Origin of the sequence: Sulfurimonas sp. (genome assembly GCF_018698455.1) — a bacterium.
Classification (GTDB): domain Bacteria; phylum Campylobacterota; class Campylobacteria; order Campylobacterales; family Sulfurimonadaceae; genus Sulfurimonas.
In genome coordinates, this window is record NZ_JABIOQ010000074.1 from 60,853 (window position 1) to 75,207 (window position 14,355).

General features: G+C 34.4%; 16 protein-coding genes. 6 read left to right on the plus strand and 10 right to left on the minus strand.

The features are described from left to right. Positions 1-47 precede the first annotated feature (47 nt). The 4 genes from HOG88_RS11570 to HOG88_RS11585 all read left to right on the plus strand — a co-directional run bounded on the left by HOG88_RS11570 (position 48) and on the right by HOG88_RS11585 (position 2,994). The gene (locus HOG88_RS11570) at positions 48-524 is read left to right on the plus strand and encodes a hypothetical protein (RefSeq protein ID WP_295006319.1); all 477 of its coding nucleotides are present in this window, start codon (positions 48-50) and stop codon (positions 522-524) included. Further along, positions 505-1,329, plus strand: coding sequence for a Sir2 family NAD-dependent protein deacetylase (locus HOG88_RS11575; protein WP_295006321.1), 825 nt, complete (start codon positions 505-507; stop codon positions 1,327-1,329). The genes HOG88_RS11570 and HOG88_RS11575 overlap by 20 nt, the downstream gene beginning before the upstream one ends. Then, entirely contained in the window at positions 1,319-2,473 is a 1,155-nt protein-coding gene (locus HOG88_RS11580) for a hypothetical protein (protein ID WP_295006323.1), read from the plus strand. Before HOG88_RS11575 ends, HOG88_RS11580 begins: the two co-directional genes overlap by 11 nt. A gap of 65 nt (positions 2,474-2,538) precedes the next feature. After that, entirely contained in the window at positions 2,539-2,994 is a 456-nt protein-coding gene (locus HOG88_RS11585) for a hypothetical protein (protein ID WP_295006325.1), read from the plus strand. A gap of 144 nt (positions 2,995-3,138) precedes the next feature. Here HOG88_RS11585 and HOG88_RS11590 read toward each other — a convergent pair whose 3' ends face one another. Beyond that, positions 3,139-3,879: a hypothetical protein gene (locus tag HOG88_RS11590; RefSeq protein WP_295006326.1), complete on the minus strand. Its 741-nt coding sequence runs from the start codon at positions 3,877-3,879 to the stop codon at positions 3,139-3,141. 171 nt (positions 3,880-4,050) lie between these two features. On the opposite strand from HOG88_RS11590, the gene HOG88_RS11595 reads away from it, so the two are divergent. Further along, entirely contained in the window at positions 4,051-4,707 is a 657-nt protein-coding gene (locus HOG88_RS11595) for an alpha/beta hydrolase (protein WP_295006328.1), read from the plus strand. Continuing rightward, positions 4,707-5,483, plus strand: coding sequence for an ElyC/SanA/YdcF family protein (locus HOG88_RS11600; RefSeq protein WP_295006330.1), 777 nt, complete (start codon positions 4,707-4,709; stop codon positions 5,481-5,483). The genes HOG88_RS11595 and HOG88_RS11600 overlap by 1 nt, the downstream gene beginning before the upstream one ends. On the opposite strand, the gene truA is transcribed toward HOG88_RS11600, so the two are convergent. The 9 genes from truA to HOG88_RS11960 form a co-directional block, all read right to left on the minus strand. After that, positions 5,463-6,191, minus strand: a complete 729-nt coding sequence (gene truA, locus HOG88_RS11605; RefSeq protein WP_295006332.1) for a tRNA pseudouridine(38-40) synthase TruA — start codon at positions 6,189-6,191, stop codon at positions 5,463-5,465. The two genes, HOG88_RS11600 and truA, sit on opposite strands and share 21 nt — an antisense overlap. Next, positions 6,175-7,194: an LptF/LptG family permease gene (locus tag HOG88_RS11610; RefSeq protein WP_295006333.1), complete on the minus strand. Its 1,020-nt coding sequence runs from the start codon at positions 7,192-7,194 to the stop codon at positions 6,175-6,177. The genes truA and HOG88_RS11610 overlap by 17 nt, the downstream gene beginning before the upstream one ends. 2 nt (positions 7,195-7,196) lie before the next feature. Further along, a complete protein-coding gene (locus HOG88_RS11615; protein ID WP_295006335.1) occupies positions 7,197-8,012 on the minus strand; it encodes an A24 family peptidase in 816 nt (271 codons plus the stop codon). Further along, a complete protein-coding gene (locus tag HOG88_RS11620; protein WP_295006337.1) occupies positions 8,012-8,689 on the minus strand; it encodes a di-trans,poly-cis-decaprenylcistransferase in 678 nt (225 codons plus the stop codon). Before HOG88_RS11620 ends, HOG88_RS11615 begins: the two co-directional genes overlap by 1 nt. A gap of 9 nt (positions 8,690-8,698) precedes the next feature. Continuing rightward, on the minus strand, positions 8,699-9,925 hold the full coding sequence (coaBC, locus tag HOG88_RS11625; RefSeq protein WP_295006349.1) for a bifunctional phosphopantothenoylcysteine decarboxylase/phosphopantothenate--cysteine ligase CoaBC: 1,227 nt from the start codon (positions 9,923-9,925) through the stop codon (positions 8,699-8,701). Positions 9,926-9,990: 65 nt separating this feature from the next. After that, positions 9,991-11,298: a bifunctional UDP-N-acetylglucosamine diphosphorylase/glucosamine-1-phosphate N-acetyltransferase GlmU gene (glmU, locus tag HOG88_RS11630; protein ID WP_295006339.1), complete on the minus strand. Its 1,308-nt coding sequence runs from the start codon at positions 11,296-11,298 to the stop codon at positions 9,991-9,993. Beyond that, a complete protein-coding gene (locus HOG88_RS11635; RefSeq protein ID WP_295006341.1) occupies positions 11,298-12,584 on the minus strand; it encodes a metallophosphoesterase family protein in 1,287 nt (428 codons plus the stop codon). The genes glmU and HOG88_RS11635 overlap by 1 nt, the downstream gene beginning before the upstream one ends. Before the next feature lie 5 nt (positions 12,585-12,589). Further along, positions 12,590-13,690: a redox-regulated ATPase YchF gene (gene ychF, locus HOG88_RS11640; RefSeq protein ID WP_295006343.1), complete on the minus strand. Its 1,101-nt coding sequence runs from the start codon at positions 13,688-13,690 to the stop codon at positions 12,590-12,592. A gap of 213 nt (positions 13,691-13,903) precedes the next feature. Continuing rightward, the gene (locus HOG88_RS11960; RefSeq protein ID WP_367235214.1) at positions 13,904-14,137 is read right to left on the minus strand and encodes a hemagglutinin repeat-containing protein; all 234 of its coding nucleotides are present in this window, start codon (positions 14,135-14,137) and stop codon (positions 13,904-13,906) included. Between the last annotated feature and the right edge of the window lie 218 nt (positions 14,138-14,355).

The following is a 14,355-nucleotide window of genomic DNA, read 5'->3' on the forward strand; positions in this document are numbered from 1 at the left end:
ATAGATGAGTGCTTTTGATACTGTGAGATACTCTAAAAAGGAATGTAGTGACAATAAATAAAAAAGATTATTCACAGAACAAGATATTAGACTTAGTTCACAATCCATCTACATCTAGCGAAGTGTTAGATGAATTAGCCAGAGATAAAGAAAACGATGAATGTATTAAAACCTTTATAGCCAGACATTCAAACACAACTTCTAAAACTTTAGTCTATTTGTTGAAATATGACAGAGTAGAAATGATGGGTGCCATTGCTGAAAATTCTAATACTTCACCTGAGATTTTAGAACTAATGGTACGAAGTAGTGATAAGCTATATACATTATATAAATTAGCACAAAATCCAAATACACCTTCAGATGCATTAGATGAGTTATTTGAAGAATCAGACAGCGAAGAAGTTAAATTAGCAATAGCTCAAAATCCAAGTACTGCAACATCAACTTTAAAAAATTTGTTTAATGAAAGTGATCTTATAAGCATAGAAGCAAGAAAAAATTATGATAATAAACATGCTTAAAGCACATAATTTAATAAATGAGGCCCAAGCAATAATTATTACTGCGGGTGCAGGTATGGGTGTAGATAGTGGACTTCCTGATTTTAGAGGTAATGAAGGCTTCTGGAAAGAGTATCCACCTATCGCTACATTAGGATATGATTTTGAACAAATGGCTAATCCTTCTCTGTTTGATACAAACCCTAAGTTAGCATGGGGCTTTTATGGACACAGGTTAAAACTTTATAGAGACACCATTCCACATGAGGGTTTTAAACTATTACTTGAGCTTGTTAAAAACAAAGATAATAACTACTTTGTGTTTACATCAAATGTTGATGGACAGTTCCAAAAAGCAGGATTTGATAAAGATAAAATATATGAAGTTCATGGGAGTATCCACCATTTACAATGTACAGAGGCTTGTATACAGAGTGTATGGGAAAACAATGTAGATGACATTGAAATAGATATGGATAAACTTGAAGCCAAGACCTTACCCCAATGTGGAAACTGTAAAGAACTATCTCGTCCAAATATACTTATGTTTGGTGATTGGTCTTTTATAGGTAAAAGAACTGATAATCAAGCACGAGAGTTCCATAATTGGACTATGAAAAATAAAGGTAAAAAAATAGTTATTATTGAGATAGGTGCTGGAAGTGCAGTCCCAACAATACGAAGTTTTGGAGATAGGTTTTCTAGAATGGAAGAGGGTGCTACTCTTATACGTATTAACCCAAGAGAGTATGATGTCACAGGTGAAAAAAATATCAGTATAGAAGCTGGCGGACTAGAAGGAATTAAACAAGTTTATGATGGATAAAAATGAAATTAATCAAGCCATTAGAAAGTTCATGTACCCAACGGTATTCACTGGGGTAAAACCTCTGTTTCTGGTGGCTGAAGAGTTGGCTACAAAAAAGCATACTGGAGATATCATTGATGCGGTCTGGGTCCGTAGAAATGCTGATAGTGATGATGAATTTACTTATATAACTAAGTTTGCAGTAAAAGGGCAAATAATAAACCGTAATTATTATTCAAAAGAAGAGATGGAACCATTTTCTAACCGACTCGCATTACCTAATGAAAATAACCTTGAAAAAATGATATTACATCGTAGAATAAAAGAAGAAATTGAAGATGTAAAAGCTAAACGCGATGCCCTTGAAAATTCTATTGAAAAAGATTTTGAGAGCTTACTTCAAATACTAAAGAGAGGAGAAGAAGTGTTCCTCTTTAAAAAGGGCTATGGAGAGTGGTATGACCCATTTAATACAATAGATATCGATGCTCCATACAAAATACTAAAGATAGAAGATAGTGAGCTCAGTGGTCAAGAATATCATCTTCAAAGTCCAAAAAATGGTACTTTAAAAGTATATTCAGAGAAGAATGAATTTTATGCTTATATAGTTGGAGGTAAGGCAGATATAGACGGTTTACGGTTAAAAAATGAAAGTTACAAAAAAGAAATAGAGACTATGCAAGATGAAGCAAGATATATCCTCTCAAGTATTGAGTGGCTCTCCTTTAACGACTCTCGAATTAAGTCAATAATAGAAAAATTACCGAAACATCCTTTTGATAATTATTTTAATTATGTTAAAAAAGGTGATGAACGTAAACTTCAGGCATCTTGGGATTTGATTAAAGCACTTGAACTTATTATTGCAAAGCATATGCCAAAGCAGATAACTCCAATGGGTATTCAATATATTCCGATCGATAATCTTCTTTATCTGTTTCATGAAGTTATACCTAGAGCTGATGCACTTCTTGCATTAGAATCATGTGACATTATTCATGAGCCTGCTGCTTTGTTACTCGGTTATGAGGGTAAACGTGAATTTCCACCAAAATTTCTAGTGCCAGTAACCCATATAGTTTCAGCATACAAGAAATTTCCAAGTTTTGTTGAGGCTTGTGAACGTTACCTTAGCGAAAGCAGAACTTCAAAAACATAGTGATTATGTAAGTCAAATTTTAGAATATCTTGTAATAATTACACATTAAATAAAAAAGAGAAATAATGCATACATTTCAAATTGCGAAGTCAGTACTAGATGGTTATAAAAATGAGAATCTCAGTGAAGAAAGAATTAACTTTTTAATCGAACAAGCCAATGAGCAGCTTGATGAAATATCTCAAAAAAAAGAGATATATAGTGGTTTTTTAAACAAGATTAATGCACCTCAAAAGATAGACAATATTATTCTTTGGATACTTCTTTTATCAAATGAAACAATATGTTGTGATTATAGTGATGAATTTAAGAAAGGTTTTCGAGATATAATTCCAGTTAGTGATTTAGCAGATTTATTACTCTATGTTGTTCACTTAAAAAAAGTTAAAAACATTGAATTAGATGGGTTAGATTTTTTATTGGAATATCAAGAAGAAGGTATAGAAGAAGTGGACCAATTTAGCTTTACAAATACCTTGCTCTATATCCAAAAATCAAAAGAAGTAGAAATAGAGTTTTAGGGTGAAGTACAAAGAAGTAGAATAAGGAAATTGATAGTGCGGGGAAATTCTCTCTTTTAGAGAGTTTGAATAGTTACAAAACGATAAAGAAACAAGTGCAACGATAAGAGAATATGTGAAGTTCCCCTTCTCTTTGATTTGTCATCAGAGGCTTATCTTCATTACTTTGTGAGGAATTTCTTTAAAAATTTCTTTAAATGCATTTGCCCGAATCTCTTTCATCTTTCCTGTTGCTTGAGGAGACAAAAAGTAAGCTATTTCTAGCGCTTCGTCTGCATCGTAGTTGTTATCATGCATAAAAAGTATTTGTTTATCTAGTTTTTGGATCTGTGCTGATAATGATTTTCCATAAGCTATAATGGCTTTATGATGTCTATCATACTTGTGACCCATACCAAAAAAGACAAACTTTCCACTTACTCGAATGTTTGGAACATCTATGTAGTTGAGTGTTTTATCATAACGAGTAAGTTGATTAGAGTTTAATTTATCTAGGTCTGCATCAAATTCTTCTATGATTGGAGTAGGTGCTATGTTTGAGCGGTTATAACTGAAAATGTATTTAATCTCTACTAGTTTTCCAGCATAGTGTTTTTTAAGCCCAGCATTAATCACATAACTCATCGGATCCTCATTAAAAGGAACATTCTCGTCATACTGCTCAAAGCCTTCTTCTTGTAAAAAAGGACATAGTTTATGCCCAACTGGACTAAGCGCAGGGTTATATAAAAAGATAGTTCCACAAACAGTTTTACGCTTTTTTTTGAGCATAATTTCGAGTTCTTGTGTTGTAATCTTTTCTTGTTCATCACCGCCAAGGTAGATATAGTGCTCGCTAACGAAGTCCATATCAAAACTTGTTGTAAATTTTCCAAATATTTGCATCTTAAATCCTATAATTATTGATGGAATTATACTACAATTCTTACTATGATTTACATAGCTTTCCTAATTTTCATTTTTTTCATTTTACTGCTTGCCTTTTATGAGTGGCAGTATTATATGGTGTTTTCTCCTGTGTATTTTAGAGATGAGAGTTCCTGCTCCACTTGTCAGATGCTTAGTATAGTGACGGATGATGGAAAAACTCTTGAAGGAATTGTTTATGAACCTTCTGATCCTAAAAATACACTTCTTTTCTTTGTCGGACGTTCTCACGATGCAGTTGGACTCATGGATAAACTAAAAAGTTATTATCCAAAAACAAGACTTATCGCGTTTAACTACCGTGCTTATGGTAAAAGTACAGGGTCTACAAGTGAAAAAAACATTAAAAATGATGGACTTAGAATAGCAGAAATAGTTCACAAGAATTATGGAGACTTTTATACTATTGGTTATTCCCTTGGCTCAAGTGTAGCTGCATTTGTAGCTTCAAAACATAAGACTAAAGGACTTTTCTTGATTGGAGTCTTTGACTCAATAGCATCTTTAGCAAAGTCAAAGTTCGTAGATAAAGGTTTCTTCCCTATGATAGACTTGTCAAATATCTTTAGGTATAAATTTCGCACTGCAGAGTATGTGAAAATTATTGATGCAGACACTTACCTTTTTGTTAGTAAACATGATGATGTTACTTACATAAGAAACGCTAGAGAAGTTCAAAAAAATGTAAAAAACTTACAATATTATCTTGAAGTTGAAGAACTTTCACATAAAGAGATACTATGGGATAAAAGAGTGATAGATAAAATAAGAGAGGTGGTTGAGTAATGGAAATAGGATTATTTATAAAGAAATTTATATCATTTTTTGTGGAGCCTATAGGTATGGTAATGACTCTTTTTGTTATAGGTATGTTTTATCTCTATAAAAAGGACAATAGAAGAGCTGAACTATTTTTACTTGGCTCATTTACCCTTTTATTTCTTTTTTCATATGAGCCTACTGCAAATGTTTTAGTGCAAAATCTTGAAAACCAGTATGAAAAATATGATTACTCACAGCCAGTGAAGTACATACATGTGCTAGGTCATGGACATAATACAGATAGTGATCAGCCAATTTCCTCTCAACTTAGCCTTGACGGAACACAAAGGGTCATAGAGGGTGTCATAATTCACAAGAGTATACCAAACTCAAAAATAATTTTTACGGGTTATGCAGGCAGAACAAATGTGACAAACGCAGTGATGAATTCAAGACTAGCTCTTAGTCTTGGAGTAGATAGTCAAAATATGATCATTAATGGTACCCCTGTAGATACGAGAGAGGAAGCTATATTTACTCAATCCATAGTTGGTAAAGAACCTTTCGCCCTTGTAACCTCTGCTACTCATATGCCAAGAGCGATGACTCTCTTCAAATCCTTTGGTATGAATCCTATAGCGGCACCAACTAACTTTAGAAAAACTACTATTGATACTCTTCTTCAAGAACCACGAGCTGGAGTATTGCAAACTAGTAAAATAGCCATTCATGAGTATATTGGAATACTGTACGCAAAAATAAAAAACATATTACTTATATTAGTATTTTATTTTTGCTAGATAGAGTCCATTTGGTGGGGCTGGTTTTAATTTATGGTTTATTTTACAATTGAGTTTTTCATCAATTTTTACTGTATTTAATGCTAATAATGCACCAACCATAAGGCGTATTTGACTTCTTAAAAATCCATTTGCTTCAAAGTTTAGGACTATGAAGCCTTTATATTTGTAAGCAAAGGCCTTATAAATAACTCTTCTTGTCGTTTTAATGTCACTTCCTGTTTTCATGAAAAACTCAAAATCATGTTCACCGCAAAAGAGTTTTATATTCTCTTGTATCTCTTGGAAATTGACAGTTTCTAGGTATGTTATAAAGTCACTTTGGAAAGGATTTGATTCAGACTCTTTGATGATGTATCTGTAGATGCGCTTTTGTGCACTATAGCGGGCATGAAACTCACTATGAGTAGCTTTGACACTCCTAACATGTATACTTGAGGGTAACATCTCATTAAGGACTCTTTTTAGTTTGTGTGTATCGGTCCAAAACTCCGGTAAGTCAATGTGACAAACTTGTCCTGTTGCATGTACTCCCTTGTCAGTTCTTCCACTTGCAATGACTTTAGAATCCATGCCAAGTTTTAGAAGTACTTTTGTAAGTTGTCCTACAATGGTATGCTGTGTCTGGGTTTGTATTTGTGAACCAAAGAAGTGTGTTCCATTGTAAGAAATAACTAAAGCGACTCTCATTTTAAAATCTGTTGACAATGCTTTTTCTGTAGATAATGTAGGTAACAGTAGTCCATACTATACTAAGAAGAGGAATAGTATAGTAAGCAAAGAACTCTTGAAGTATAAGAGTTAATGCATAAAAAAGGATAACTCCAAGAAAGAGAAAAAAGTAAACACTAGATTTTTGATGTCTCACTTGAACCACACCGATGGTGACAACTAGGAAAAGACTCATAATAGGAAAGAGACTCAAAAGTGTATCTGTTATAAACATATGGCGTTTTGAGTCTGCTCTATCATTTGAGAGCCAGTATTCTAAAGGTTCTCTATATGTTGTTAGGTTTGTTGTCATCGTGTCATTAATAAACATTGTTTCAAAGTTTATTTGAGAAAATTTTTCTTTTGAGTAGCTATAACCTTCTCCATCACTTAGTCTCAGTCTGAGTATCCCAGAGTCATTTATTATCTGTGCTTTTTGTGCAGAGATTAATATTTCCTCTTTTTTCTCTTTATTAAATAAAAATACATCAGAGTAAGTTTCATCACCGTTCTCTTTTCCTAAGTAGAGAAGCCAATCACCAAAACTATTTCCAAACTCACTAGCAGAGAGGTTAAATTTTGCTTCACTCTTCTTGTACGAGACAAAGTTACTAGAAAGTACTGTTGCATGAGGAAAAAGTACAAAAAAGTCTATTATAAGTACAAGTCCTAAAAGTAGGGCAGGTCTAAACAATGTTTTTACAATAAATATAGGTTTAATTCCAAGTGCAAAAATGACTACCATTTCATTGTCATTAGAGAGTTTAAAAAGAGTAAGTGTCGCTGCGATGAAGAATGTAACGGGAAGTGTGAAAAATAATATTTCAGGGAGAACAAAAAAGTAAAGTTTTGCCATTTCCCAAAGAGTAAGTTGTATGACGGCAGTATATGTTGCTAATTTGATAAGAAATATTACAGAAGCAATGGCAAAAAGAGGCATAAATATAGATAGGAACAAAGATGAAAGGTTTGAGATTATATATTGACGTATTTTATTCATACTTAGTATGTCGCCTCAAAATATGCCAAAATAGGCGTATCAAGCATATATACTATAAATGTAGCCAGTGCTAAAAATGGAACAAATGGAACTTTTTTACTCTCTGCTGAACGATTTTGGACTGCCAGCATAACTGGCAGGGCAAGTAGAGCTGATAAAAAGATAGCACTTAGTGTGAGTGTTACACCAAGTAAGGCACCCATCGTTGCTGCCACCATGATATCTCCCTCCCCCATAGCTTCTATAAAAGGAGTTCTATCGTAGTGCTTATTCCAAGATGTTTTTGTTTTAAGTCCTTCTCTATAGAGTGAAGAGGTTAGAAAGTAAGAGAGTACAAAACGTAAAAGTGTAAATCCTCCAGCAAATAGAAGTGCATTGAGAAAGTTATTAAAAATACCATGGATACTTGAAGCTCCAATGATTGCAAAGGACATAGCAAGTAAGTTTAGAGAATCTGGAACCATTTTGTATTTAAAGTCTATCATTGACAGAGCTAAGAGTGTTAAAAAACTTAAAGCAATGAAAAAGACGGGGAGTGTAAAGCCAGACTTTAATGCAAGTGATACAAAAATAATCCCTGAAATAAGTTCTATAGCTGGATATTGCATAGATATTTTTGTTTTACAAAAAGAACATTTTCCTCTTAGAAATATCCATGAAAGTAGGGGAATGTTATGCCATGGTTTTAAAGGGGTATTACAAGAATAGCAATGAGAAGACTCGTAAACAACACTTTCACCCTGCGGAATACGTAAAATAACAACGTTTAAAAATGAACCAAATACTATACCAAATACAAATACAATGAAAATCTCCATTACTTAAGTCCTCCAAAACGTCGTTCTATTCCAGTAAAGTCTACGATGATTTTTTCTAGGTCACCTGCTTTAAAGTCTGGCCAAAGTGTATCTACAAAAAATAGTTCAGCATAAGCTGACTGCCATAGAAGGTAGTTTGAGAGTCTATGATCACCACCAGTACGAATGAGTAAATCAACATCATGCTTACAATCAAGTTCATTACTTAGCATTTGTGCTGTTATGTCTTCCTCTGAATCTTTTAGGGAGTTTATCGCACGAAGTAATTCATCTTGAGAGCCATAGTTAAGTGCTAAAGACTGAACGAGACCATCACAATGAGCAGTTTTCTCTTGAACCATAGAGATAGTTTCTCTTAAAGTTTTCGAAAATGCTCTTATATCACCAATAGGCTCGAACCTGACATTGTTTTGTAAGTAGACCGCAAGCTCATTTTTAAGATAAGTGTTGAGAAGTTTCATAAGAAATTCTACTTCTAAACGCGGTCTCTTCCAGTTCTCTGTAGAAAAAGCATAGAGGGTTAACCGTTCTATCTCAGGATTATTTGAACAGTAGGTTGTAATCTCTTTTACAACCTTTGCTCCAGCTTCATGACCCTTAACCCTCTTTTTTCCTTGAAGTTCTGCCCAGCGACCGTTTCCATCCATTATAATGGCTATATGCTTAGCTTGATTCATATTTTCTCTTTACTCTTGAAGTGCTTTAGCATGCTTGATTATTTCAAGTGCAAGTGTGACTTTATCTGACTCTGGAAGAGATATAACTCCGCTATCAGTAATGAATTCAACAGCATTGGTATCGCTCCCAAAACTACTTGAGTCTTTAAGGAGGTTTAAACAAACTGCATCTAGGTTTTTATTTTTTAACATCGCTTTTGCATTTGTAAGTGCTTGTGACTTATCCATCTCTGCTTTAAAACCAACAACACAAATGTCTTTTTTATCTATACTCTTTAAAATATCTATATTTTTTTTGAGTGAAAATTGCCATTCATCGCCAAGGGAGTCTTTTTTTAGTTTTCCATCTTGTACAACACTAGGTATGTAGTCACTAACAGCAGCTGCCATAAAAAGATAAGGTTTTTTCTGTGTAGACTTTGCACTAGATAGTGAAGTCTCCACTGATTCAAGCATTTGCTTAGAATCCCCAACATCGAGTTTATTAATGCCTTTTGGTAATTCAGGTTCAGATTTTGTAGCTACTAAGTTAACAGTGGCTCCACTAAGATAGAGCGCTGTTGCCATAGATGAGGCCATTTTTCCACTAGAAAAGTTAGAAATGAAACGCACATCGTCTATTTTCTCAATAGTTCCTCCACCAGTTACAGTTACCTCTCTATCTGTCCAGAATGTATCTTTAAGAAGCTCACGAGCAGTTGTGTAAAATATATCCATATACTCAGCCATAGCTCCATCACCAACTACCTTACAGGCGAGTTCTTTAGTCTGTGTATCTACTAATGTGTATTTTGCAAGAGAGAGTTTTCTGATGTTCTCTTGCGAAATTGGATTGTGTAACATGTTAGTATTTGCTGAGGGTGCTAGGATTTTTTTGTCACTAAACGCGAGAGCACATTGGAGTAAAATAGTATCAGATATACCATTTGATAATTTTGCTATGGTATTTGCAGTTGCAGGGGCCACAACCATAATATCAGCCCATTGAGTAATTTTTATGTGGTTATGTTCGTTTGTCCAAGACTCATTTGTATCGTCTAAAACCTTGTTGGATGTGATCGTTTCATAAGTAAGAGGTGTAACGAATTTTTTTGCAGATTCACTTATGACAACTTTTACATTGGCTCCAGACTTAACAAAAAGACGAGCTAGCTCTATGGACTTGTATACTGCGATAGAACCAGTAAGACCAAGTAATATATTTTTATTTTGAAGTAAGCTTGCAGGTATGTTCATCATTATAATCTTTGTATTTAAAATTAAGTATTATTTTACCTTAATATACTTATAGAGAGAATTCTTTACTGTTTTTTAGCAAAAAATTTATAGTAAAAGTCCTTGACTAAACGTAGTTTAGTTCTACTGAGTACTAGATTCCCACTCTCAACTACACCGCTGGTAACAGTTGTCCCTGCAGCTATCATAACATCATCTTTTATTGTTATTGGTGCTATAAGTTGGCTGTCACTACCAATGAAAACATTTTTCCCTATGATAGTTTTATACTTTTTAACACCATCGTAGTTACAAGTTATAGTACCCGCGCCTATATTTGTACCCTCATCAACTTGTGCATCGCCTATGTAGCTGAGATGTCCCGCTTTAACACCTTTAAGTGAGCTTTTCTTCACTTCTACAAAGTTTCCAATGTGAGTATCTTCTATGTACGAGGCTGGACGAAGATGTGCTAAAGGTCCAACATCCGAGTTTTTGACAACAGAGTCTTCTATTACAGAATGAGCTTTAATATGTGAGTTGTTGATAAGTGTTTCACCAGTTAAACGAACACCGTTTTCTAACTTACACTCACCTTCAAACGCGACAGATTCTTCTATATAGATTGTTTGTGGAAGTTGCATAATCACACCTGCATTCATCCATTTAGTTTTGATTCTTGTCTGCATAATCTCTTCGGAGTCACTCAAATCTTTTTTAGAGTTTACACCCTTGAAATTTTCTTCATTTACTAAAAGAGGAGATATACTAAGCCCATCATTTTTGGCCATAGCAATAAGGTCTGTTAGATAGTATTCTTCTTGTGCATTGTCATTACTGAGTAGTGGTGTATATTTTTCTATAACACTCTTACTAAACGCATATATACCTGCGTTTACCGTTGTAGTTTTAAGTTCTGTTTCATTTGCGTCTTTTTGCTCCACTATGTATTGTACAGCTTCATTTTCAATGATAACTCGACCATAACCACTTGGGTCTTTTAGGTCGAATATAGACATGATAACATCAGAAGAAGTATCTAAAAAACCTTGCAAAGATGCAGAAGTTATAAGTGGCATATCTCCATTAAGTACTAGTACTTTTTCATTTTTAGGGACTACACCCATCATTGCTCCACCAGTTCCTGGAAAGTTCTCTTCATCTTGAACTACGAAGTGTATATTTTCAAAATATGCAGACATTTCCTCTATGACTTTCTCTTTTTGATGCGCTACAACAACACTAATATCATCAGAGATTTCTAAAGAAGCTTTAATGATATGATAAAGCATAGGTTTTCCACTGATAGAGTGGAGTACTTTAGGCGTAGGTGATTTCATTCGGCTACCTTTTCCAGCAGCTAAAATGACTATACTTATATCTTCTTTTTTCATTATTTCTCTTTTGTTATTGTAAATTTATCAGCTATTTTACCATCTATTGTTAAAAATTTTGATGTTAAAGTTGTCGGTGTAATTTCAATGATAAGCGAGCCCATTTCTGCCATACTAACAGGAAGCGCAGGGTGCTTGTATGAGGCACGATCTAGTTTAGAAGAAGAACCACACACTTGATAAATAGTTCCACTGTTCTCTTTTTCTATTGTAGACTTAGTATATTCACTCTGTGAATCCTGAAGAATATTTTGAGCGGTAAATGTATCGCTCTTGCCAATATGATTTAGAATCAATTTTGAACGTTCATAACCGTGAGAATGTCCACTTACAACTAAGTCGACTCCATACTCATCGAAAATAGGTACGAAGTTTTCTCTCATCTCGATGAGGCGACCTCTACTATCAAAAATATTATCTGACTTATGGCCACCATCCGTATAAGGAGGTGTGTGAAACGCGATAACAACCCAAGGCTTAGTGTTAGCACTTAGATCTTTTTTTAACCACTCTGCCATCTCACCATCATTACTTCTGCTTACTGTTTCACTATCTAACATTACAAGGTGTAGATTACCATCTTCAACACTATAAAACTCTTCGTTATGACTTGGGAGTCCACCAGATTCTGCATTTGTTGGAAAGTCCCAAACATCGTAAAATGCCCAACGTCTCATGTCATGGTTACCGGGAGCTGCCCATGGAACATAGCGTTTAACAAGTTCTATAAATGGTTTAAAAAGTTTTTTGTTGTACTGTTTTTGTGTGCCACTAGAGTAAGCATTATCTCCGAGAAGAATCCACATATCAAGTTTATTAAAGTCATGATTTATGTACTCTAGCATCTGATGATAGACTTCTTGCTGATTCTCTCCAGCTTGTCCACTATCTCCAATAACCCAAAGACGTTGTTTTTCTTTTTTCTCACAGAGAGTTTTAAAACTTCTGCCTTCATTATCGATTACAAGAGAAGAAGCCGAAACACGGTAGAAGTACTTTGTACACTCTTTGAGATTAGTGATACTCAGAGAATGTTTCTTGCTAGTTGTATTTTCTAAACGAACATTCGTCATACTTTCTTGTGTTAAGCCGTATGCAACTCGTCCTACTTCTTCTTTTTTACTTTGCCATTTTATAGTAACAGCATTCTGTGTTTGAAGAACTAGATATGGTTGACGAGGAACAAACTGGTAGCTTCCATAACTAACATCTATAAAACGGCCAATGCCATAAATAGATATAAGAACAAGAATTCCAAGGGCTACTTTTTTAAGAATTTTTTTCACTTGGATTAAACGTTAAATCTAAAGTGCATTACATCGCCATCGGCAACTATGTATTCTTTTCCTTCGAGTCTCATTTTTCCAGCTTCTTTGGCTTTGCCTTCACCACCGCATTCTATATAGTCATTATAAGCGATAACTTCTGCACGAATAAAACCTTTTTCAAAGTCATTATGAATGGCAGCAGCCGCACGAGGGGCTGTTGAGTTTTTCTTAATAGTCCAAGCACGTACTTCTTGAACACCAGCTGTGAAGTAAGACATAAGCCCAAGTTTATCAAATCCTTTATGGATTATTTGCTCTAGTCCTGATTCTGTAACACCCATATCAGTTAAAAATTCTTGTGCTTCTTCATCATCAAGACCAATAAGCTCTTCTTCTACTTTTGCACAAAGTTTTATGATTTCACAGTTATTTTTTTCTGCGTGTTCTTTAAGAGATAGTACGTATTCGTTATCTTCTAAAAGACCATCTTCATCCGTGTTTGCGCCGTACATAATTTCTTTGTCAGTTAAAAATCTAACTTCATTTACCAGTTGTCTATATTCATCTGTGTCTGTCTTATCAAAGTTTCGAGCTAAATTACCATCAGCTAAAAACTCTATAAGTTCTTCAGCAAAATCTAAAACAGCTTTAGCAGCTTTGTCAGCTTTTGCTTGTTTTTTTAGTCTATCTATTCTGTTTGAAAGTACTTCAATGTCAGCAAGTATTAATTCACCCTCAATGATTTCAACATCACGAAGTGGATCGATAGTTCCTTCTGTATGAACAATGTTGTCATCTTCAAAACATCTAACGATATGTAAGATAACTTCAGTTTCACGGATATTAGAGAGGAACTTATTTCCAAGACCTTCACCTTGAGAAGCACCTTTTACAAGACCTGCAATATCTACAAAGTCCAATGTAGAGTACTGAATACGTTCAGGATTTACTATCTTAGCAAGTTCTCCAAGACGTTTGTCTGGAACAGGAACTACTGCTTTATTTGGTTCTATAGTACAAAATGGATAGTTAGCTGCCTCTGCGTTTTGTGCCTTTGTTAGTGCATTAAAAGTTGTTGATTTACCTACGTTTGGAAGTCCCACTAGACCTATTGCTAATCCCATCTCATCTCCGATATATAATTATATTTTATTAATGGAATTATACTTAAAAAAGCTTATAAATATAAACAAGTCAAAAAAAATATGTATTATTGCTCTTTCAAACTTCATTACATAATAAATTTCAGGATTTAATTTTCTTTTTTATACTTGGCATTCTAAGGGTAGGGTTTTGTATGCCTTTGTTTATATTTTCACCTTGGCTAGATGTTATACCTACTTGTATACACCTATGGAGATACTTTTAGAGTTGGCGTTTGACATATTTGCACCCACACTACTTAGGCTTCCTCCTCCATATCCTGCACTAACTCCTATGGAATGAGTTTTAGTTTTAGAGGTGTTTTGTACTGAAGCTACTTTTAGGTTTTTAGTTTTTAGGTTTAGAGTATCTTGTGCGTTTAGGTTTGCACCTTCTACTGTTGTCGTCTCCTCAGTATTTATACTTATGTTTTTAGCATTTAGTTGGGAGTTGGTAGTGTTTACTGCATTTGTGTTTGACTCTGTCTAGTACCCCAGGGCACCATCTCTGGCTTCGCCATTCACCTTGGGACCACTGCACAGTAAAATAGCAAAAACACCCCAATAAATCCCCTAAGAAAAGCACTTTAACAGCACTATTTAGGTAAAATAACTACCATAAATAAGGTAGATACATGGCATTCAAA

Excerpts from the sequence above, each read along its gene's own strand:
- HOG88_RS11575 (WP_295006321.1), top strand. The coding sequence starts at position 505 with ATGATAATAAACATGCTTAAAGCACATAATTTAATAAATGAGGCCCAA.
- HOG88_RS11580 (WP_295006323.1), top strand. The coding sequence starts at position 1,319 with ATGATGGATAAAAATGAAATTAATCAAGCCATTAGAAAGTTCATGTAC.
- HOG88_RS11585 (WP_295006325.1), top strand. The coding sequence starts at position 2,539 with ATGCATACATTTCAAATTGCGAAGTCAGTACTAGATGGTTATAAAAAT.
- HOG88_RS11590 (WP_295006326.1), bottom strand. The coding sequence starts at position 3,879 with ATGCAAATATTTGGAAAATTTACAACAAGTTTTGATATGGACTTCGTT.
- HOG88_RS11595 (WP_295006328.1), top strand. The coding sequence starts at position 4,051 with ATGCTTAGTATAGTGACGGATGATGGAAAAACTCTTGAAGGAATTGTT.
- HOG88_RS11600 (WP_295006330.1), top strand. The coding sequence starts at position 4,707 with ATGGAAATAGGATTATTTATAAAGAAATTTATATCATTTTTTGTGGAG.
- HOG88_RS11610 (WP_295006333.1), bottom strand. The coding sequence starts at position 7,194 with ATGAATAAAATACGTCAATATATAATCTCAAACCTTTCATCTTTGTTC.
- HOG88_RS11615 (WP_295006335.1), bottom strand. The coding sequence starts at position 8,012 with ATGGAGATTTTCATTGTATTTGTATTTGGTATAGTATTTGGTTCATTT.
- HOG88_RS11620 (WP_295006337.1), bottom strand. The coding sequence starts at position 8,689 with ATGAATCAAGCTAAGCATATAGCCATTATAATGGATGGAAACGGTCGC.
- coaBC (WP_295006349.1), bottom strand. The coding sequence starts at position 9,925 with ATGAACATACCTGCAAGCTTACTTCAAAATAAAAATATATTACTTGGT.
- glmU (WP_295006339.1), bottom strand. The coding sequence starts at position 11,298 with ATGAAAAAAGAAGATATAAGTATAGTCATTTTAGCTGCTGGAAAAGGT.
- ychF (WP_295006343.1), bottom strand. The coding sequence starts at position 13,690 with ATGGGATTAGCAATAGGTCTAGTGGGACTTCCAAACGTAGGTAAATCA.